This is a genomic window from Neorhizobium sp. LjRoot104, assembly GCF_964253725.1.
Classification (GTDB): Bacteria; Pseudomonadota; Alphaproteobacteria; order Rhizobiales; family Rhizobiaceae; genus Neorhizobium.
The window spans coordinates 526,047-545,932 of sequence record NZ_CAXURS020000002.1 but is presented as its reverse complement, the minus strand read 5'-3'; the positions used below and the strand labels follow the sequence as shown (position 1 = coordinate 545,932).

At 60.6% G+C, this 19,886-nt stretch carries 14 protein-coding genes, 4 pseudogenes and 1 other annotated feature; of the genes and pseudogenes, 8 read left to right on the top strand and 10 right to left on the bottom strand.

From position 1 onward, the window contains the following. Positions 1-21: 21 nt before the first annotated feature. Both ACSQ8R_RS24790 and ACSQ8R_RS24785 read right to left on the bottom strand, forming a co-directional pair. Positions 22-1,602: an ABC transporter substrate-binding protein gene (locus tag ACSQ8R_RS24790; protein ID WP_436256001.1), complete on the bottom strand. Its 1,581-nt coding sequence runs from the start codon at positions 1,600-1,602 to the stop codon at positions 22-24. An 80-nt stretch (positions 1,603-1,682) separates the two neighbouring features. Continuing rightward, on the bottom strand, positions 1,683-3,098 hold the full coding sequence (locus tag ACSQ8R_RS24785; RefSeq protein WP_436256000.1) for an MmgE/PrpD family protein: 1,416 nt from the start codon (positions 3,096-3,098) through the stop codon (positions 1,683-1,685). A gap of 238 nt (positions 3,099-3,336) precedes the next feature. On the opposite strand from ACSQ8R_RS24785, the gene ACSQ8R_RS24780 reads away from it, so the two are divergent. Further along, the gene (locus ACSQ8R_RS24780) at positions 3,337-4,263 is read left to right on the top strand and encodes a LysR family transcriptional regulator (protein WP_436255999.1); all 927 of its coding nucleotides are present in this window, start codon (positions 3,337-3,339) and stop codon (positions 4,261-4,263) included. 47 nt (positions 4,264-4,310) lie between these two features. Here the strand turns inward: ACSQ8R_RS24780 and ACSQ8R_RS24775 are convergent. The 4 genes and pseudogenes from ACSQ8R_RS24775 to ligD form a co-directional block, all read right to left on the bottom strand. Then, positions 4,311-4,898 (bottom strand): annotated as a pseudogene (locus ACSQ8R_RS24775) (IS6 family transposase); the annotation flags it as partial. A 138-nt stretch (positions 4,899-5,036) separates the two neighbouring features. Beyond that, a pseudogene (locus tag ACSQ8R_RS24770) lies at positions 5,037-5,204 on the bottom strand (GXWXG domain-containing protein); the annotation flags it as partial. 49 nt (positions 5,205-5,253) lie between these two features. Next, positions 5,254-6,147 carry a hypothetical protein gene (locus tag ACSQ8R_RS24765; RefSeq protein WP_436255998.1) on the bottom strand — a complete coding sequence of 298 codons (894 nt, stop codon included), beginning with the start codon at positions 6,145-6,147 and terminating at the stop codon, positions 5,254-5,256. A gap of 37 nt (positions 6,148-6,184) precedes the next feature. Then, entirely contained in the window at positions 6,185-8,833 is a 2,649-nt protein-coding gene (ligD, locus tag ACSQ8R_RS24760; protein ID WP_436255997.1) for a DNA ligase D, read from the bottom strand. A gap of 188 nt (positions 8,834-9,021) precedes the next feature. Between ligD and dinB the strand changes: the two genes are divergently transcribed. Beyond that, positions 9,022-10,116, top strand: a complete 1,095-nt coding sequence (gene dinB / locus ACSQ8R_RS24755; RefSeq protein WP_436255996.1) for a DNA polymerase IV — start codon at positions 9,022-9,024, stop codon at positions 10,114-10,116. A gap of 113 nt (positions 10,117-10,229) precedes the next feature. On the opposite strand, the pseudogene ACSQ8R_RS24750 reads toward dinB, so the two are convergent. Continuing rightward, positions 10,230-10,783: pseudogene (locus ACSQ8R_RS24750) on the bottom strand (IS3 family transposase); the annotation flags it as partial. Next, positions 10,528-10,643 (bottom strand) — a sequence feature (AL1L pseudoknot). (Overlaps the previous pseudogene by 116 nt.) 19 nt (positions 10,784-10,802) lie before the next feature. Between ACSQ8R_RS24750 and ACSQ8R_RS24745 the strand changes: the two are divergent. Continuing rightward, positions 10,803-10,910 (top strand): annotated as a pseudogene (locus ACSQ8R_RS24745) (IS110 family transposase); the annotation flags it as partial. Positions 10,911-11,140: 230 nt separating this feature from the next. On the opposite strand, the gene ACSQ8R_RS24740 reads toward ACSQ8R_RS24745, so the two are convergent. Genes ACSQ8R_RS24740 through ACSQ8R_RS24730 form a run of 3 tightly spaced genes read right to left on the bottom strand, consistent with a single transcriptional unit; the run spans position 11,141 to position 13,927 of the window. Then, positions 11,141-12,139, bottom strand: a complete 999-nt coding sequence (locus ACSQ8R_RS24740; RefSeq protein WP_436255995.1) for a LacI family DNA-binding transcriptional regulator — start codon at positions 12,137-12,139, stop codon at positions 11,141-11,143. 44 nt (positions 12,140-12,183) lie between these two features. Continuing rightward, positions 12,184-13,173 (bottom strand): ABC transporter permease, encoded by a 990-nt coding sequence (locus tag ACSQ8R_RS24735; protein WP_436255994.1) that lies wholly within the window; start codon positions 13,171-13,173, stop codon positions 12,184-12,186. Positions 13,174-13,186: 13 nt separating this feature from the next. After that, the gene (locus ACSQ8R_RS24730) at positions 13,187-13,927 is read right to left on the bottom strand and encodes an ATP-binding cassette domain-containing protein (RefSeq protein WP_436255993.1); all 741 of its coding nucleotides are present in this window, start codon (positions 13,925-13,927) and stop codon (positions 13,187-13,189) included. 157 nt (positions 13,928-14,084) lie between these two features. Between ACSQ8R_RS24730 and ACSQ8R_RS24725 the strand changes: the two genes are divergently transcribed. The 5 genes from ACSQ8R_RS24725 (at position 14,085) to ACSQ8R_RS24705 (ending at position 19,796) form a co-directional block, all read left to right on the top strand. Further along, the gene (locus ACSQ8R_RS24725; RefSeq protein ID WP_436255992.1) at positions 14,085-15,065 is read left to right on the top strand and encodes an NAD-dependent epimerase/dehydratase family protein; all 981 of its coding nucleotides are present in this window, start codon (positions 14,085-14,087) and stop codon (positions 15,063-15,065) included. A gap of 41 nt (positions 15,066-15,106) precedes the next feature. Continuing rightward, positions 15,107-16,105: a substrate-binding domain-containing protein gene (locus tag ACSQ8R_RS24720; RefSeq protein WP_436255991.1), complete on the top strand. Its 999-nt coding sequence runs from the start codon at positions 15,107-15,109 to the stop codon at positions 16,103-16,105. Positions 16,106-16,250: 145 nt separating this feature from the next. Continuing rightward, complete coding sequence (locus ACSQ8R_RS24715; protein ID WP_436255990.1) at positions 16,251-17,198, top strand: sugar-binding protein; 948 nt, start codon at positions 16,251-16,253, stop codon at positions 17,196-17,198. An 81-nt stretch (positions 17,199-17,279) separates the two neighbouring features. Beyond that, positions 17,280-18,785, top strand: coding sequence for a sugar ABC transporter ATP-binding protein (locus ACSQ8R_RS24710; protein ID WP_436255989.1), 1,506 nt, complete (start codon positions 17,280-17,282; stop codon positions 18,783-18,785). 12 nt (positions 18,786-18,797) lie between these two features. Continuing rightward, positions 18,798-19,796 (top strand): ABC transporter permease, encoded by a 999-nt coding sequence (locus ACSQ8R_RS24705; RefSeq protein ID WP_436255988.1) that lies wholly within the window; start codon positions 18,798-18,800, stop codon positions 19,794-19,796. The last annotated feature ends 90 nt before the right edge of the window (positions 19,797-19,886 follow it).

The window sequence follows — 19,886 nt, the reverse complement described above, 5'->3', positions numbered from 1 at the left end:
GAAGCAGGCCGGAACTCTGATTTACTTCGCGGACGTGACGTCCTGAGGCAGGGTATACTGATCGGCGCGGGCAGCGTAGCTCAGGCCCTTGCGCAGTGCCCAGACCGGCACTTCGAAATGGACCGGAATGATGCCGTAGTCGGACAGAACCATCTCGTCGGCCTTCTGCAGCAGTTCTTTACGGGCTTTGTCGTCCATCGTGGCGGATGCCTTGTCGAGAAGCGCGTCGAGTTCCGGATTGGAATAACGCCCGCCGTTCGACGTGCCCGACCCCTTGGACGGCTCGCGGGTTCCGACCAGCGACCGCAGCGTCGTGGACATCTCCCCGGTGGAATTGCCCCAGGCGGCGAGATAGGCGCTGTATTCGAAATTGTCGCGGCTCTTGAAGAACACCGGCGGCGCGGCCGCAGCGACCTCGGCCTTGACGCCGGCACGCGTCCACATGGCGGCGATCGTCTGCGCGACGCGGGCGTCGTTGACGTAGCGGCCGTTCGGAGTGCCAAGCGTAATCTGGAAGCCGTTGGGATAGCCGGCCTCCGCAAGCAGTGCCTTGGCCTTCGCGGTATCGACCGCCGGTGCGGGCTGGCGTGCCTTGACCGCACCGAACATCGGCTCGGGCAGCAGGTCCCCGGTGGCGACGGCGACGCCGCCCATCACCCGTTCGGCGATCGCCTTGCGATCGATGGCCAGCGAAAGCGCTTCGCGCACCCGCTTGTCCATCAGCGGGTTCTTGTTGCCCTGGCCGGGAATGCCGGGGCTTGGTTCACCCTTCTGGTCCAGAGCGATATAGACGATACGCGTACCGGGGGCTTCCGCGACCGAGAGCTTGGGGTTCGTCTTGAACTGCTCCAGGTCCGTCGTCGGCGGGTCTTCCATCATGTCGATGTCGCCGGAGAGGAGCGCGGCAGCGCGGGCCGCCGGATTGGTCATCGGGCGATAGATCACCTTGTCCCATGCCGCCGGCTTGCCCCAATAGTTCGGATTGCGCTCCAGAACCAGATCTGCGCCCTTTTGCCAGGAAACGAACTTGAACGGGCCGGTACCGACAAGCCCGTCGCCGCGGTTGAACTCTACGGTCGTCTTGCCTTCCGGAGCCGGCCCGGATGCAGCTGCCTTCGAGAGGATTGGCAGGTTGGCAAGGTCGGTGATGAGCAGTGGATAAGGCTGCTTCGTGGTGAAGCGAACCGTATGCGCATCGACAGCCTCCACCTTGGCGATCTGGCGAGTAAACAGCGTGAAGGCCGTCGGGCTGTTCGGTACCTTCGGGATGCGGTCGAAGGTAAACACGACATCGTCGGCGGTAAACGGCGAACCATCCGAGAATTTCGCATCCTTGCGCAGCGCGAACTCCCAGACCGTGTCGCTCACCGGCTTCCAGCTTGATGCCAAGGCGGGCTGCGGCACCAGTTTCGAATCCATCATGATGAGCGGATCGAACATCGCGAACGTGACCTGCATGTTCGGCACGAGAACGTGGAACTGCGGGTCGAGCGAAGACGGCTCCGACTTGACGCCGACCTTGAGGTCGGCTGCTGAAAGTGGCAGCGCACCGAGCAGGATCACGGCAGCCGACGCGGCCAGCCTGGTTTTCACGAAATTCATGGGCTCACTCCAATTTTTGTCTTCGGTTATGTGATTTTTCGAAGACGTTCCCTTTTGACTGATTGGCCCGAACGGGCCGGTTAATGACTGCGCAGTTTCCTTCCGATCACGGCCATGATCTCGCCGATGTCATTCGCCGTACCGAGGGAGCGGGCGAGTTGGAAAAGAGGCTCGGCCGCAGTTTCGTGGCCGCTCCAGTCACAACAGGTTCGGAATTTTGCGAACAGATCGCCGTCGCTCAGCGGGTTTTCCGGCGATCCCCTCGGATGGCTCACAGAAGCCTCCATGACCCGGCCATCCTTCAGGAATATTCGGGTGGCCGCTTCGAAATTCGCGCCATCAACCATCAACGCGTCATCGTAGGCAATCAGGCGGATACGAGGTATCCAAGCGGCGATGCGTTTGTCGTGCACGCTGTCAGCAGTGAAATGTCCGAGTTCGACGTCGCCGTCCACCAGCATGCGCGCCATACAATAGGTGCCGCTGAACCGTGCTTCCGTTTCGTCGGTCGGACAGTCGAAACGCAGGTTGCGTAGCGCCATTTCCGGCAGTGACGTCTCAATCCGCTCGATCGCATCCGGAAATAGTCCGGGCTCCCGTATCAGGATTTCCAGCCCCTCGATACTGCGATGCGCCGCGCCGCAGCAGGGAAAGCGCTTGGCGAGCAGGCCGCTCGTCTCGATTTCCAGCGCCTCACCCAAACCTTCCATCATAACTTCAGGATCTATATGGCCCGCACCGGTCATCGACGCAAATCCCCAGTCGCCGCCAAGGGGATCATCGTTGGCAACAATGCCCGCCATCGCCAAACTCGCCGAGAGAACGGCATTCTTGGCAGCAAGCCCGGCATGGATCGGCTTCATCATCGAGCCGAACTGCCGCTTGGAGCCGCCCGCCATGCTGGTGGCGGCGCTCATTGCAGACAGGATTTGGTCGGGAGATCCGCCAAGCAGCCGGGTGCAGGCGCCGGCCGTCCCGATGGCGCCGATGGTGGAGGTGGAATGCCAGCCACGCCGATAGTGGTCAGGCTGCATGAGGCGGCCAAGGCGGCCTTGCAGTTCAAGTCCGACGATGAAGGCTTCGACCAATCCCGTACCGTCAACCTTCCTATCATTCACCAGGGACAGGAGCGCCGGAGCAAGGACCGCCGTCGCATGGGTGAAGGCGGGCGCAAAATTGTCGTCGAAATCGAGTGCGTGTGCGGCCGTTCCGTTGACCAGCGCTGCCCAGGGTGCGGGAAGTCCCTGCGATGCTCCAAACGCAAAACATGGCCCCTTGCCACAATCCTCCAGCGCCTTGACGACGGCATTCGTCGAAGCTTCGTTCATGCCGGCAATCATGCAGGCTATGATATCGACGAGCGCGTCTTCGGCGCGACGGCGCGCGAGGGGGCTGAAATCGAGAGCAGGTGCGGCCCATTCGCACAAGGCGCGAAATGCCGAAATGCCTTCATTGCCCGTATCAGGTGCTTCGTGTGCGGTGGCTGCGTTCATCATCGTTCCCGGCCGGCATTGTTGCCGTGTTGTTAGCCTCGATGATGGTCAAAGGTGGCGGGCCGAGCAAGAAACTAACTGGCCCTCTATGATGAATAATAGTTATAATGACCGATAGCCACCAGGCGAAAATCTTGCAAATATGCCAAGAGTTGCGTCTCCGCTGCATCAACGGACATTGGGTCATAACGAAAATGCATTTTCATAGCCGGGAGTATCGGCGAATCAAACTGGCAAGCTCATGGACCTGAGACAGCTAAGAAATCTGGTGCTCGTGGCACGATATTCCAGTTTCGGAGTGGCCGCCGAGAGGCTGAACGTGACGCAGCCGGCGCTGAGCAAGAGCATCCGCGCGCTGGAAGAGTCACTGGGCGTGCGCCTGCTCGACCGCGGACCCTGGGGCGTCAGGCCGACCGACTACGGCCAGCGGCTGATCGAATACGCGGAGTTGGTCCTGTCCCTGACGGACGAGGCTCGCAACGAGCTGGATGCCATGCGCGGCGCCCGCCGTGGCCGGCTGCGTATCGGGGCGGTTACGACGGCGATGCGCGAGATCGTCCCGACCGCCATCAAGCGGTTCCTGGCGGCCCAACCCGAAGTCGACGTGTCGCTCAACGAAGAGTTGAGTTCAGCGCTAAACATTGCATTGCTCGGCGGCGCGATCGATATCGCGGTCATGGCGCGCCCGAGAGAGATCTCCGAGGAGATTGAGTTCCTGAACCTGCTGGAGATCCCGGTGGACATCGTTGCCGACCGTGACCATGATCTGGTGAAGTTGCCGAAGGTCACCCTTTCCGATCTCAGCGAATATCGGTGGGTCATCCCTGCCCGACCTGAGCCGGATCGGCTGGCACTGGAGTCCCTATTTGCCGCCGCTCAGCTTCCCCGGCCTCTTGCAGTCTGCGAGACAACGTCTTCGACCTTCCAGATGTCGATGATCGCCGGTTCAAAATGGCTCAGCTACCTCACCCGCACCAGCGTGTTTGTCCAGGGTCCCGACGCGCAGTTCGTGGCTTTGAAGCTGGACAGCCGAACCTGGAGCCGCAATATCGGTATTGCCTATCGACGGCGTAGTATTCTGAGGCCCGTGGTAATGTCCTTCGTCTGGGAACTGGAAGCACTTTGCGCAAATTTGCCGCGACACGAATATCGCGCGCCGACCCCGTAACGTTAATTGGCCGGACACGAGACTGCGACGCACGCTACTTTTGTGGGTCATGCCCGGGCGATTGTCGCCCAGATGTTCATCGCCTCGGCGCGCAGATCGCGATGATGGTCCGAGGGACTATCGTGGCGCGGAATGTGGAACAGGTTGGCAATCGGATCATGAATAGAGACGAAGCGTTGCAGATGTCGCCTAGACTTGAAGCGCTTCATGATCTGGTCTCGTCGCCGGATTGGCTGGTGGGAATTCTCCGCCCGATTGTTCAGTCCCTTGTGCGATCCATGCTCGACACCCGGCATGATCTCTCGCTTTTCGGCATCGTAGGAGCGCAGCTTGTCGGTGATCATCACGCGCGGCGCGCGGCCTTGGTTCTTCAAGAGCTTGCGCATCAGGCGTTTGGCCGCCCGGGTGTTGCGGCGGCTTTGCACCAGAACATCGAGAACGAAACCGTCCTGGTCAACGGCACGCCAGAGCCAGTGCTTCTTGCCACGGATTGAAACAACGGCCTCATCGAGATGCCATTTGTCGCCGAGCCGACCGGAGGTGCGGCAGCCGATCTCGTTTGCAAAGGCCCGCCCGAATTTTTCCGCCCATGACCCAACCGTCTGATGGGAGACGATAATCCCACGTGCAGCCAGAAAGGCGCGTTGAAGATACGTAAACAGGTTTCTCGCAGCTCGCATCCTGCCGACTTTGTGGAAGCGAAGGGCGAGGCGCAGCGGTATTCTTGCCGGGTCGATCGGGATCAGTCGCCGCTCGTCGAAGCGAAACAGCAGCGCATCCGCGCGCATGTCTGATGTGAACCGCTTGCCGAACCAGCCGAGGTTTTCAAGCACGCCGTCGAAGGGGTGGCCGGCCGGAATGCCCCGACCAGTCCACAGTCCGACCATCTCGCGCGGCTCGACCGGTGGCAGGCTGTTAAACGCACCAAGCGCTTCCTGCATCTGTCTACTCAATCCCAACGCTCCTCTCCGGGTAATGCGGGGGGACTATTTAGGCCGTATCGCCCTGCTCTTCCCTACGCTGTTTGATGCGCCGTTTTGATCTGGCCTTTTGCCGAGCGGTCCGCAACTCCTCCAGGTCTGGCAGCCACCAACCTCGCGCGAACTCTCTTTCTCCGGGTGAGGTCCTCGCAGGCCAGGTCGTCACCAACTCCTCCAGCGAACCGGGCCGCCACGACGCCCAAACATATTCTTCACCCTGCCCCGCGGAGAAATAAAACGTGCTGACCGTCGCGGTATCCGCCAATTCACCGTCGGTGCCGGTGAAGATAACGACACCGGCGTGCGTGCCGATCGCACGCTCCAACGGCGGGACATCGTCAACGGGAACAGGGTAGCGTTGTCGTCGACGCTCCCTCAGTCTCGCCTTCGACGCCGCCTCTTCATCCGTGCCCTTCATGGCTTCCCGTCGCGCGCGTCGCGCTTCCGGCTCACTGCGCTCAGCGGCCGCCTCGATCGCCGGCCATCGCCGGCGGAGTTCATCGTATGACCGATAAGGAACAGTCCACAGCCGGCGATCCGCCTCCCAGCGGGCATGCGGGATTCCCCGGATCTCATTGACGACGGTGCGCGAGTAGGGGGTTCGGATTTGAAAGGCCGAAGGCGTGGTTTCGAGATAGCGGCTTTCGATCGGATCGAATGCGAAAGCGTCCCTGCCCTTTTCATCTGCAAACGCGTCGGCTTCCGCTTCCATTTCGGCAAGCCAGCGCCCGATGCGCCTTTCGGCGGTTCGCCCGGGCACGAACCAGGCATTCAGGCTGTCGCTCCAGCGTGCGCGAGGGAAGGACTCGCGAAACCGCTGCACGGTGATGCGATCATGCGGCAGGTCAGTGGTCGCGCCAACACGCGGTTCAGCCTGAGCGGTTTCGTTTGGTTCCTTTTCCATGGTGCCTTACCGCTGGTCGCCGCGCGGCCTCAGACGTTCACGCTGCGTTGCTGGATTTTCCGAGGCGCTTGATGGCCTGTTCCAGCGGACGTTGACCGTCGCAATAATCCTGCCACGCGGCGCTTTTCGCAAGCAGCGCAGGGACAGTGCGAACCGTGAACCTCTTCGGATCGAGGTCCGCTTTGACCTGGGTCCATGTCAATGGCATCGATACGGTGGCGCCGGGCCGCGCTCGCGGTGAAAGCGGTGCCACCGCGGTCGCCATCCGATCGTTACGGAGATAGTCGAGGAAGATACGGCCCTCACGCTGGTTCTTGGCCATCTTGATCAGGTAGAGATCCGGATTGTCGAGGGCCATCTGCTCACAGACATCACGGGCAAAGCCCTTGGCGATGTCCCAGCTGAGTTTCTTGCCTTTCCCGACGGCAAGCGGCGTCACCACGTGCAGTCCCTTGCCACCTGTCGTCTTGCAGAAGCTGACGAGCCCAAGTTCCTCCAGCCGGTCGCGGATTTCGCGGGCGGCTCCGACGACTGTAGGGAACTCGACATCAGGTCCAGGATCGAGGTCGAACACCAGGCGGCCGGGCACTTCCGGCTGACCCGGCTCACAGTTCCACGGATGAAGCTCGACGCCGCCGATCTGGGCGATTGCCGCAAGACCTTCGACGCGGTCAATTTGCAGGTAAGGCTTCTTGTCGCCAAAGACGGTGACCAATTCCAGCAGGTTTGATGTCCCCGGCATGGCGTGGCGCTGGAAGAACTGTTCTCCGCCGATGCCGTCCGGTGTTCGTATGATCGAGCATGGCCGCCCCTTGATATGGTCGATCAGCCAGGAACCGACGGCTTCGTGGTAATGCGCCAGATCAACCTTGGTCACCGGGTCTCCGTCACCGGCATCCGGCCATAGCGGCTTGTCGGGACTGGAGATCAAAACGCCCATAACCTCCACCTTCGCGCCCTTGCGGAAACGCTTTAGCGCCGGTGTCGACGTCTCGGCATCGGGCACTTCGGTTTTGGCTGGTGAAGCCGGCTTCTCGGCCTCGACTTCCGCCGCCGGCTTGTCTTCCCGCAAGCCCTTGAATGCCGCTTGCCGAACCTGGCCATCGGCCGTCCAGCCGGCAAACTCGATCTCGGCAGCCAGCTCGGGCTTCAGCCAGACGATATCGGATGATTTCTTCGGCGCACCGATACCTATGAACGGAGACTCCGAGGTCTCCACCGCCTGCAGCTTCGGCAAGAGTGTGTCGACGACCTTGGCGCCAAAACCCGTGCCGACGTGGCCGACATAGACAAAGTGGTTGCCGCGAAAAACACCGACGAGCAGGGAGCGGAACTTGCCATTGGTCTTGGCATAGGCGCCGATGACGACTTCGTGGCCTGCGCGGCATTTCGACTTCGCCCATGTCTCCGTGCGGCCCGATTGATAGGGCGCATCGGCTTGCTTGGAGACGATCCCCTCCAGCGACAAACGGCAGGCCGATCGGAGAACCGCGTCACCACCGGTTTCGAAGTGCTCCACGAAGCGCAGACGCGGATCGTCGCCGGCGTCCGACAACAGCGCCGCAAGTCTTTCCTTCCGTCCGGTGAGCGGCAGCTCGCGCAGATCTTCGTCTCCCGCAAAGAGGAGGTCGAATGCAAAGTAGACCAGATCGTCGGTCTTTCCTTCCGAGAGCGCCGCCTGCAGTGCCGCAAAATCCGGGGCGCCATTTTCGTCGAGAGCGCAGATTTCTCCATCGATGATCGCGTCGGGAAGCGCGGAAGCCGAGTCGGCGATGGCCGGGTATTTGGCCGTCCAGTCCAGACCCTTGCGGGTCTTGAGGGTTGCCTCGCCATCCTCAATCCGCATCTGGATACGATAGCCGTCGAACTTGATCTCATGGATCCAGCCTTCAGCGGCCGGTGGGCGGGCCAGAGTTTTGCAGAGCTGCGGTGGAATGAAATCGGGCATGGCGGACTTCGACCGCTTGGCGGCCGCCGGCTTTTTCGCGGTCTTCAGGCCCGATTTGCGCTCCTCGGCCGCAAGACCGTGACTGCTGTCCCAAACCGCATCCGCTTCGATCTCGCCATTCTCCATCATGAATGGCCTCGGTTTCCTGCCTTTTCCGGCTGCGATTGCCTCCATAGCTCTCCCGGATGCCACCGACGTATCGTTCTCCTCAAGGATAGCGGCGCCGTTTTCCTCGACCGAAAAGTCGTCGTGGTGCTTGATTAGCAGCCAGTTGGTCCGTTTGCCGCCGTCGCGGTCGTTGCGCATGCGGACCAGTACGAAGCCGCCGTGCAGCCGCTTGCCTTCCAGGGTGAACTTGAAATCACCCTTCTTCAGAGCCTCTTCCGGCGTCCTGGTACCTTCCGGCTCCCAGTAACCGCGATCCCACAACATGACTGTGCCGCCACCATACTGGCCTTTAGGGATCGTGCCTTCGAAATCGCCATAGTCCAAGGGATGGTCTTCGACTTCGACTGCGAGGCGCTTGTCGTGCGGATCGAGCGACGGACCTTTGGTCACAGCCCAGGATTTGAAGACGCCGTCGAGTTCGAGCCGAAGGTCATAGTGCAGCCGCGTGGCATCGTGCTTCTGGATCACAAACCGCCGACGGCTAGACGGCTTCACCTGCACTTTACCGCTCGGTTCGCCAGTCTTCTGGAAATCGCGCTTGGCACGGTATGTCGAAAGATTGTCTGCCATGAACTCCCGGCTCCCTCCTGCTGTTGATGTCCAGGATCAGAACGCCTCGGCAGGCCAGTAGTTTCACCGCATCCAGACCTGGATAACTTGCGTTGTTGATATCGCGGGAAAGGCGATTATGTTCTTACTTTGTTTCCGTGTAAGGTCCAAAGGAACGCCGAACCCGCAGCCGTTATTTCGAAGCCGCCATGAACGATATGACCAACATCCCGGTCCGGAAAATCGTCCACATCGACATGGACGCATTTTACGCGTCGGTAGAGCAACGCGACAATCCTGACCTACGCGGTAAGCCGCTCGCTGTCGGAGGATCCGCAGCGCGCGGCGTCGTAGCCGCCGCCAGCTATGAGGCGCGTGCCTTTGGTGTCCATTCGGCTATGCCGTCGGTTACCGCGAAACGAAAATGCCCGGACTTGATCTTCGTGCCGCCGCGCTTCGACGTTTATAAAGCGGTGTCTCAGCAGATCCGTGAAATCTTCGCCGAATATACGCCGCTGATCGAGCCGCTATCGCTTGACGAGGCCTATCTCGATGTAACGAAGAATCTGAAAGGCATGGAAATTGCCACCGAAATTGCCCTGGAGATCCGTGCGAAAATCAAGCAGGTCACCGGGCTTAACGCCTCGGCCGGCATTTCCTACAACAAGTTCCTTGCGAAGATGGCCAGCGATTTGAACAAGCCCAACGGCCAGGCCGTCGTCACGCCCAAGAATGGACCAGGATTTGTCGAAACCCTGCCCGTCAAGAAATTCCACGGCGTCGGGCCGGCGACCGCCGAGCGCATGCGAAAATATGGAATCGAAACCGGACTCGATCTGAAATCGAAGTCGCTCTCCTTCCTGCAAGAGCATTTCGGGAAATCAGGCCCATATTTCTATGGCGTCGCTCGTGGCATTGACGAGCGCCAGGTCAGACCCGACCGCATCCGCAAATCGGTGGGAGCCGAAGACACGTTCGTCGAGGATATCGATAACCTTGAACGCGCCACAGCCGAGCTAAGGCCGCTCGCCGAGAAGGTCTGGCGCTATTGCGAGGCACAGGGCATCAGCGGCAAGACGGTCACCGTGAAAATCAAATATTCAGACTTTACCCAAGCGACGCGCAGTCGGACCGGCACAGTACCGTTCGCGGGCATGGCGGAGGTATTCGACGCGGCATCGGCACTTCTGGCAACCGTCTATCCCTTCCAACGGGCAGTACGTCTGTTGGGTGTGACGCTCTCGTCGCTGACCAACAACCAGGCCAGCGACGCGGCCGAGCGGCAACTCGATCTCAACTTGTAGCAGACAAGGGTCAGCGAGATCAAATTCGCAGTCCTCGAAGTGAGTGGCAATTCCAGCATCATTAAGATGGAAGTAGCAGTGCCCAACTGCTCTTCACGCAGACGTCACGAGATCGCCCAGAAGTGTCGGTTCACACGGTCGAGTGGGGCATGGGGCGGTCTTTTCGCTGATCGTCGTACGGATCGGTTTGCCGCGCATGATGCCCCTGCAGCCCCATCACCCTCATAAGCCGAGCGACACGAGCGACAGTGCAGCGGGCGATGTCGAATCCCTCCCGCTGCAACTACCGCCAGACCTTGGGCACGCCATAGACCTGGGCGTATCTCGACCTTCAGGCCGATATCGCTGCGGGTTCGGACCGAAAGGCGATTCACATCCGGACGCTTGGCGACGTTCTCGTAGTAAATTGATCGGGCAATCGGCAAAAAGCCTGCAGATCGGTTCGACCCCGAACACACCACGGTATTCGTCGATGAACGAGATCATCGCTTGTAGGGCGGTCGAACTCCGCCATGGCGAAATATGCAGACGCCTTGCGCAAAATCTCGTTGGCCTGACGAAGCTCGCGGTTCTCCCGCTCAAGAGCCTTCATCTTCTCGGCTACATCGCTCGGCAGACCTGCTCGTCTACCACTGTCGACCTCGGTCTTCTTGACCCACTCGTGCACCAAGGAGCAACAAGCGAGGTCGGCGGTCTTCCGCACGCGTGAACTTCTTGTTAGGCAGCGCACACAACTGATCAATGCTTTGCGCGGGCATCTTGCCGAGCACGGTGTTGTTGTATCGCAGGGTCCAACACACTTTGCGGGCGAATTCCTTGGTCCGCCTTCAACTGACCAGAAGTGCGGGTCAATCGCATCCGTTCACTGGGTTAAGCTGTTCGTCATCGGCATCACCGACAAGCGAGGATATCGTTCTGGCCGACATCGCGGCGGTCTGGATTGACGTGAAAGACGCCGCTCATCCCCAGCGTTTCTCTGGTCGACAACATGACACCGCCGACTCGGGCTGCATCCCGTGATCGACTAGACAGATTCACGCTCGATGAGGGCGCACTCGACCTTCAGTTGGTCATGGCTGCTTTTCAGTCCGCCGGCGATGTCGTGGATCATTTCCACGGCCATGGCGCCCATCTCGAACAACGGCAGGTGCAGGGTCGTCAGCGGCGGCCGGATGAACTGGGCGATGTCGCGGTTGTCGAACCCGATCACGGAAACGTCTTTCGGGACTGACTTTCCCCGTTCCTTGAGCGCCTCGATGCATCCCAGCGCCATCAGGTCGTTGGCACAGAAGATGGCATCCGGTGGATTAGGCAGGTCCATGAGAACGTGGGTTTCCGTATAGCCTGACGACGGCTCCCAATTTCCGTAGCGCACCAGTTGCGGGTCGAAGGTGAAGTCGTTGCTGGCCAGCGCCTGTTTGTACCCGCGCAATCGATCGCGCGGGTTGTCGAGACCTTCCTGGCCGTTGATCAGGGCGATGCGGCTGCGCCCGGCACGGATCAGCCGTTCCGTCGCGGCGCGACCGCCGGCAACGTCGCCTGGCAGGATGGACGGAAGACGCCGACTCTCATCATAGCAGTTGACCAGCACCGAAGGCACTGTGAACAGCGCCGCCGGTGGGGCTATCTTGCGGGTCAGGATGGTGCCGAAGATATAGCCCAGCAAGGGCTGTTGCTGGCACAGCGAAAACACGTTCTCGTCGGGGTCTTCACCGGCGCGGAAAATACCGAGCGTGACAATGATGCCGAGTTCGAGCGCCTTTTCCCGCGCGCCCTCGAAGGCGAGCGCCATCCAGGGATCGGTCGTCAGCTCGTCCGTGATGAAGCCGATGACGCTGTTGTCGGACAGGTCGCCAGTCGGCGACCTGTTGGGGAGCCTGTAACCGAGTTCCTGAACCGCATCCATCACCTTCTTGCGCGTGGCTTCGCTGAAGCGGGCGCCGGAACTGCCGTTGAGGATCAGGGAAACGGTTGCCTGTGACACACTCGCTCGCGCCGCGACATCCATCATGGTTGGTTTCAAGGCGTTCTCCAGGCCGCGTGCCGCAACACCGCAACGTTTTCCACCTATCTCCGCATATTCCGGAATCGGTCGAATGCCACGGCAACGATAATGAACGTACCTATGAACATTCCTTGCCAGAAAGTCGAGATGCCCAACAGGATCAGGGAGTTGCGAATCACCTCTATCAACAGCGCCCCTACCACTGCGCCAAGCGCATTGCCCTCTCCACCCGCCAGATTGGCTCCGCCGATCACCGCGGCGGCAATCACGGTCAGCTCCATTCCCTGCCCGAGATTGGTCGTGACGCTTCCCAGCCAGCCGGCCATTAGGATGCCGGCGACGCCCGCGGTGAATGCCGAGAACATGTAGATGCTGACTTTCAGCCGCCTGACTGGAATGCCGGCCAGCACCGCCGCATTCTCGTTGCCGCCAATGGCGAACAGATGCTGTCCCCACCTCGTCCATCGAAACACCAGCGACATGACAATCGCAAGGGCACACAGCACATAGAGCGGATGCGGCAGGCCGAGGGTCGAGCCGCCGCCGATCCACAGCAGCAGGTCATGATCGGGGCCGAATTCCCAGATCATCTTGTTGTCCGAAAGGACCATGGCCAGGGACCTCGCGGCCGAAAGGGTTCCCAGCGTTACGACAAAGGCCGGCATGCCGGCATAGGCGATCAGGATGCCGTTGAGCAGGCCGACCAACAGGGCGGCGCCCAACGCGAGACCGGCGGACAGCCAGAAACCCATGCCGCTGGCCATGGCGACGCTTATCACCATGGCGCTCAGCACCACGCTCGAGCCAACGGACAGGTCGATGCCGCCCGATGCGATCACCGCCGTCATGCCGATGGCAATGACCGCCACGAAGGCGAAATTTCGCGCGACATTGAAGAGATTGCGGTCGCTGGTGAATGCATCAGTCATCAGAGACAGGGCCAAGCATGCCAGCACGGCCGCTATGAAGACCCAGAAGACCTGCAGGTTCTTCACCCGGGCAAACCAGCTGTCGTGCTGGGAATTGTTGATGATGTCGTCGAGTGTCGTCATGGCGATTTTTCTCCTAAGCGGCATCGATGGCGCCGGTGATCAGTCCGGTCACTTCCTCGGGCGACGAGGCGCCCACCGGTTTTCGGCAGACCAAGCGCCCGCGGCGCAGGACGGCAATATTGTCGGACACGCTGAAGATGTCCGGCATCCGGTGGCTGATCAGGATCACGCTGATGCCACGGTCGCGGAGGCGGCGGATCAGGTCGAGCACTTCAGCCACCTGGCGTACCGAGATGGCCGCCGTCGGTTCGTCCATCATCACGATCTTGGGTTCAGACAGCAGCGTGCGGGCGATCGCGACCGCCTGCCGCTGCCCCCCGGACATGCGGCGCACGAGCTGCCGCGGGCGGGTTTCGGACTTGAGCTGCTTGAACAGGTCGGCAGAGACCGTGTTCATCCGCTTGTAATCGATGTATCGGATCGGTCCGAACCGGCGCAGCGGCTCCCTGCCCAAGAAGACGTTTGAGGCGGCCGAGAGATTGTCGGCAAGCGCGAGGTCCTGGTAGACCATCTCCACCCCCTCGCGCTGCGCATCGATCGGCTTGTGAAAGACGACAGAAACTCCATCGATGCTGATTTCGCCGGTAGACGGGCGGAAATTGCCGGCGATGATCTTGGCCAGCGTGGATTTGCCCGCGCCGTTGTCACCCATCAATCCCAGCACTTCTCCCGGTTCGATGGACAGCGACACGTCGCTGAGTGCCTGGATGGCCCCGAAGTTTTTCGAAATTCCTGAAAAGACAAGTCGCGACACGTGGCTCTCCCTCCCCCGTAATGGTTTCCCGGCGCGCCGGCAGGCCGTTCTTTGCCGTGCCGGCATTCCCATTTTGCGCATTAAATAACTAATTACTTGACTTAATATTATTAGTAAACAAAATCCATCACACAGGAATGTTGCAGGGGAGTGCGACATGAAACTGCTGGTTACAGGCGCCACGGGGAAGGTAGGGCAGGCTTTCCTGCCGGCGTTCCTGTCTGATCTCCGTTTCGCGGATTGGGAGGTGGCGGCGCTATGCAACAACAGGACCGTCGAGCCTGGAGACCGCCTGTCCATCGTCGCGGGTTCCATGTCGGATCCCGCCGTGGTCGCCGAGGCCCTGCAGGGGGTGAGCCATGTGATCCACATGGCCGCCGTCAAGGAAACGCCGGAACAGATCTTCGATGTCGCGTTAAAGGGCCTTTTCCTGCTGCTCGACGCGTTCCGCAAATCCGATACCGCCCGGCAATTCATTCTTCTCAGCGGCGATTGCACCGTGGGCCATATCTTCCAGCGCTACGACGAGCCGATCACGGAAGCCTCGGCGCGCCGCGCCTACAGGGGCTGCTATGCCCTGACCAAGACCTTGGAGGAGGTGATGCTGGAGCAGTTCGGCATCCAGTATGGGGTGAATTGGACGACCCTACGGGCGCCGTGGATCATGGAAAAGGATGACTTCCGCTTCGCGCTTGCCCTGAGCGACGACCAGTTCGGCGGTCCAAGCTGGGCGGAACTGATCGACGCAGATGCGCTCGAACAGTGCCGCAACGGCGGCTATGCGCCCGTCATGCGCGACGCGGGCGGCGGCTACCTCAAACGCAATTTCGTCCATGTCGACGATCTGGTCGGTGCGATCCTGGCTGCCATCGACAACCCGCACGCCGCCGGCCAGCTCTTCAACATTTCAATGGACCAGCCAGTGGATTACGGCGATCTCGGCGCCCGTCTGGCGGCGCGGCATGGCTTACGGCCGATCGAGATCGACACCCCATTTCACAGCAACTGGCTCGATAATTCCAAGGCGAAAATGCTGCTTGGCTGGGCACCGCAGGTCGATCTCGAGCAGATGATCGATCGCGCATGGCGCTACGAGCGCGCGGACAACGACCCGCGCATTGTCTGGTATCCCGGCTGAGGCATGAGGCCCCGATCGGTGTAAGAGGAGGAGGAAAGAAAATGAAAATCAATATATTGGCAATGGCGGCCATGTCAGTTGCGGCGCTTGCTGCGGCGCCGGCGCCGGCGGCAGCGCAAGCCAAGAAGACCTTGGCGATCGTCGTCAAGGGTCTCGACAATCCGTTCTTCGAGCAGATCAATCTCGGCTGCAAGAAGTGGAAGTCGGAGAATGCGAGTAGCGAATATGAATGTCTCTATACCGGCCCGGCCTCATCAGCGGATGAAGCCGGCGAGGTCCAGATCGTCGACGACCTGCTGACGAAAGGCGTTGCGGCCATCGCCATTTCGCCCTCGAACGCGCCGGCAATGGCGACCCGCATCAAGGCCATCGCCCCATCCATTCCGGTCATGACCGTCGATGCCGACTTTCTCGAGAAAGACCACGGCCTGCGCAAGACCTATCTGGGCACCGACAACTACCTGATGGGCGTGAAGATGGCCGAGCAGACCATGAAGCTGAAGCCCAAGGGCGGATCGGTCTGCCTGCAACTCGGCAACGTGGCCGCCGCCAATATCAATGCCCGTGCCCAGGGCTTCCGCGACACCATCGGCGGCGCCAAGAACATCGATCGCCTGACCGGACAGGGCGGTTGGAAGGAAATCGGGGGGTGCCCGGTTTATACCAATGACCAGGCAGACCTTGCTAACCAGCAGATGTCGGATGTGTTCACTGCAAATCCCACACTGGACGCCTTCATCCTTGTTGGCGGCTGGGCGCAGTTTGCCCCGCAGGCCTATGCGCAGGTCACGGACCAGGTGATGCCCAAGCTCAAGAGCAAGGAGTTGATCATCGTCGCTGGCGATACGCTGCCGCCACAGACCAAGGCCTTCCGCGAAGGTCGCAGCCATTCGCAGGTCGGCCAGCGCCCCTTCGAGATGGGTTACAAGGCGCCTGACGTCATGATCAATCTGATCAAGGGCGAGAAAGTGGCCGATCCGCTGTTTACTGGTCTTGACGTCTGCAACCTCGACGATCCGGGTTTCTGCGCCCAGAACTAGTGCAGATCCCTGCCAGGGAGGTACCGGTTCGTCTCCCGGCTCCTTTAGCAGTGATGCGAATTATTAGTAATAATATTAGGCTGCCGCCAGATGTGAAACCGCGTTTAGCGCGACCTTTAAGGAATGGGTCGCGAGGAGGAGCAACATGAAACGTCTCAATTCACTGATGCTTGCCGCAGGCCTGGTGCTTGCCGCCAGTCCGTCACTTGCCGAGGACAAGCCGGCGCTCGCGTTTGTCGTCAACGCCGCGTCCGATTTCTGGAAACTGGCTGAGGCCGGCGTGAAGGCGGCCCAGGCCGAATTGCCGGGTTACGACCTGCAGTTCCGTTACCCGGCCCAGGGGACCGCCGCCCTGCAGAATGCCCTGATGGACGACCTAGTTGCCGCCGGGGCAGATGCGATCATGATCTCGTCGGCCGATCCGAAAAACTCGATCGGCGCCTTCAACAGGATCGCAGCCCAGGTGCCGCTGTTCACCACCGATAGCGATGCGCCCGCCAGCAAGCGCATTGCCTATCTCGGTTCGTCCAATACGGATGCTGGGGTCCAGGCCGGCGAGATCGCGCGGGCGGCCATGCCCAAGGGCGGAAAATGCATGGGCTTCGTCGGCTTCCTGGGGGCCGACAATGCCGTCGAACGGATCGCAGGCTTCCGCAAGGCGGTCGAAGGATCCGGCATTGAGCTGATCGACGTGCGTGGCGACGATGTCGATTTCGCCCGCGCCCGGTCGAATGTCGATGACGTACTGGCCGCCAACCCTGACATCACCTGCATGGTCGGCTTCTATTCCTATAATCCGCCCAAGATCTACGAAGCGCTGCAGGCGGCCGGCAAGCTGGGAAAAATCCAGGTCATCGCCTTCGACGAAGATCCCGTCACGCTCGGCGCGGTGAGGGAAGGCAAATTCGCCGGAACGGTGGTCCAGGATCCCTACCAATGGGGATACCAGGGCATGAAGCTGATGGCCGCCTACCTGAAGGGCGACAAGTCGCAGGTACCGGCGAACGGCCTGATCATCGTGCCGACCAGGAAGATCGACAAGGCTAATGTCGATGCCTTCGCCGCCGAGTTGAAGGCGCGCGTGGGGAAATAGGGCCGTCTCCAAAACGGTCCTGCTGCACGAACTCCCGTGGTTCGTGCAGCACCTATCCGTCCCTGCCATCCGGGAGTTTCGATGACGGCCTATCGGCAAAAGGACATATCGCTCGACCTTCTGGGGATCACCAAGGTCTATCCGGGAGCAATCGCCCTCAACAATGTCTCACTGAGCATTCGCGGCGGCGAGGTGGTCGGCCTGGTTGGAGAAAACGGTGCGGGAAAATCCACGCTGATGAAAGTGCTAAGCGGCGCGATCGCACCTGACGAGGGCCACATCGTCATCGATGGCGAGGAGGTGACATCGCTAACATCGGCGCGCGTGCATGAGCGCGGCATCGCCCTTGTACACCAGGAACTCAATCCATTTTCCAACCTCGATGTGACGGCAAACGTGCTTCTGGGGCGCGAGATCAGCCGCGGGATGTTCGGCTTTCTCGACCGGGCCGCCATGGAGCGCAAGGTCGCGCCGATCCTCGCCAGGCTGGATACTCGTTTCGGTCCGAATGACGCTGTCTCCGGCCTGTCCCTGGCCGATCAGCAATTACTTGAAATCGCCCGTGCGCTTTCGATCGATCCGCGCCTGCTCATTCTCGACGAACCCACGTCCAGCCTGACCCTGTCCGAGACCAAGCGTCTTCTTGATGTCATCAGGCAGTTGAGCGCCGACGGCGTGGCGGTGCTGTTCATCACCCACCGCCTGGCTGAAATCGAGGAAGTGGCGTGCCGCGTCGTGGTGCTGCGTGACGGCCGCAATGCCGGAATCCTCGGTCGCGGCGAAATCACCAAGGACGCCATGATCCGGTTGATGATCGGCCGCGATGTCGGCCAGTTCTATCAAAAAGCAGAGCACGACCCCGGCAGGCCGATCCTGGAATTGAAGGGACTGCGCACAACGGCATATCCACAGCATCCGCTCGACCTTTGCCTGCGCGCGGGCGAGATCCTGTGCCTGACGGGCCTGGTCGGCGCGGGGCGTACGGAGCTTGCCCGCGCGCTTTTTGGCATAGACCGTATCGAAGGGGGCGTGATGGAGATCGAGGGCCAGCGGCTCGTCGACCGTTGCGTTCCAGCCGCCATCGCCGCCGGCCTCTGCCTGGTGCCGGAGGATCGCAAGACGGAAGGCCTTTTTCTCGATTTCTCGATCACCGAGAACATCGCCATGCCGAGCCATGCCGTACTGTCGCGGCTAGGATTTGTCGATATAGGCGCCGAGACCGCCCTAGCTGAGGCAGCGCGGCACAAGCTGAACATCAAGACGGCAAGCCTTGGTCGCGCGGCGGCAGAAATGTCAGGTGGCAATCAGCAGAAGGTGGTCTTGGCCAAATGGCTGGCAATGAAGCCCAGGATCATCATTCTGGACGAGCCCACACGCGGTATCGATGTCGGCGCCAAAGCGGAGGTCTACCGCCTGATGCAGGCGCTCGCAGCCGATGGCGTAGCGCTGCTGATGATCTCGTCGGACATGGAAGAGGTAATCGGAATATCCGATCGGGTCGCCGTCATGTGCCGCGGTCGCATCGCCGGTACGCTCGCGCGCCATCAACTGACCGAGGAGAGCATTCTCCAACTGGCCGTGGAATAGGAGCTCCGTAGCATGCAAAAAAAAGATATCGGATTAGCCATGCTTGTGATGACCGTCGGCGCAATCGTCGCGGTGATCAATCCACGGTTCCTGTCGCCGATCAACCTGGCCAACACGGCAAACCTAATCGGCCTGTTCGGGCTGTTCTCCATTGCCGAGGCCTTCGTCGTCGTCACGGCGGGCATAGAACTGTCCATCGGCTCGGTGATCGCGTTGATTGGCGTCATTTTTGTCGATCTAATCGCTAGCTTCGGCGTTCCCTGGCCATTTGCACTTGCAATCGTGATGGTTCTGTCAGTCACCATCGGGCTTCTGCACGGCTGGCTGATAACCCGCCTGAAGCTTCAGCCTTTCGTCGTCACGCTCTGCGGGCTTCTGATCTATCGCGGCATTGCCCGCTTCTACACCAGGGATGGCACGGCCGGCTTCACCTTCGGGTCCGACTTTCCGATGCTGGAATATCTGATCGCGGGTCGCACAGCCGGCGTGCCGCATTCCGTCGTCGCGTTCCTGCTGGTAGCTGTTGCCGCCTGGTTTCTCCTCCACCGGACCGTGCTCGGCCGGCATCTCTTTGCCGTCGGCAAAAGTGCCGAAGCGGCGAGTTTTTCAGGTATCGACACCAACAGGGTCATCATCCAAGCCTATGTGCTTTGCGCATTCCTGACAGGCATTTCGGCGGTGTTTTTCGCCATGTATACCCGCTCTGTCCAACCTTCATCCCATGGCAATTTCTACGAACTGTACGGCATAGCCGCCGCGGTCCTGGGCGGCTTCTCCCTGCGGGGTGGCGAAGGGTCGATCATCGGCGTCGTGCTGGGCGTGATCCTGCTTCAGGTCCTGCAAAATCTCGTCAATCTGTTGGGCATCCCCTCCTCACTGAATTTCGCCGTCATGGGCAGCGTCATCCTTGCAGGCGTGATCGCGGACACGCAGTTTTCCCGCTACCGCGACGCCCGCAGGCAGGCCATTGCCATGGCCGCCTTGGAAGATACTGGCAAGCCCCAAGCCTGAGTTGAGATACGATTGCAGGGGCGTGACAGCTTTCGGCCCCTCTCCAGTCAAGCGTTGAGACCGTAACGACTAGCCTTCCCGCCCTTACTT

What these genes read in the sequence shown, in the direction of transcription:
- ACSQ8R_RS24790 (WP_436256001.1), bottom strand. Translation starts at nt 1,602, where the DNA reads ATGAATTTCGTGAAAACCAGGCTGGCCGCGTCGGCTGCCGTGATCCTG.
- ACSQ8R_RS24785 (WP_436256000.1), bottom strand. Translation starts at nt 3,098, where the DNA reads ATGATGAACGCAGCCACCGCACACGAAGCACCTGATACGGGCAATGAA.
- ACSQ8R_RS24780 (WP_436255999.1), top strand. Translation starts at nt 3,337, where the DNA reads ATGGACCTGAGACAGCTAAGAAATCTGGTGCTCGTGGCACGATATTCC.
- ACSQ8R_RS24765 (WP_436255998.1), bottom strand. Translation starts at nt 6,147, where the DNA reads ATGGAAAAGGAACCAAACGAAACCGCTCAGGCTGAACCGCGTGTTGGC.
- ligD (WP_436255997.1), bottom strand. Translation starts at nt 8,833, where the DNA reads ATGGCAGACAATCTTTCGACATACCGTGCCAAGCGCGATTTCCAGAAG.
- dinB (WP_436255996.1), top strand. Translation starts at nt 9,022, where the DNA reads ATGAACGATATGACCAACATCCCGGTCCGGAAAATCGTCCACATCGAC.
- ACSQ8R_RS24735 (WP_436255994.1), bottom strand. Translation starts at nt 13,173, where the DNA reads ATGACGACACTCGACGACATCATCAACAATTCCCAGCACGACAGCTGG.
- ACSQ8R_RS24725 (WP_436255992.1), top strand. Translation starts at nt 14,085, where the DNA reads ATGAAACTGCTGGTTACAGGCGCCACGGGGAAGGTAGGGCAGGCTTTC.
- ACSQ8R_RS24720 (WP_436255991.1), top strand. Translation starts at nt 15,107, where the DNA reads ATGAAAATCAATATATTGGCAATGGCGGCCATGTCAGTTGCGGCGCTT.
- ACSQ8R_RS24715 (WP_436255990.1), top strand. Translation starts at nt 16,251, where the DNA reads ATGAAACGTCTCAATTCACTGATGCTTGCCGCAGGCCTGGTGCTTGCC.
- ACSQ8R_RS24710 (WP_436255989.1), top strand. Translation starts at nt 17,280, where the DNA reads ATGACGGCCTATCGGCAAAAGGACATATCGCTCGACCTTCTGGGGATC.
- ACSQ8R_RS24705 (WP_436255988.1), top strand. Translation starts at nt 18,798, where the DNA reads ATGCAAAAAAAAGATATCGGATTAGCCATGCTTGTGATGACCGTCGGC.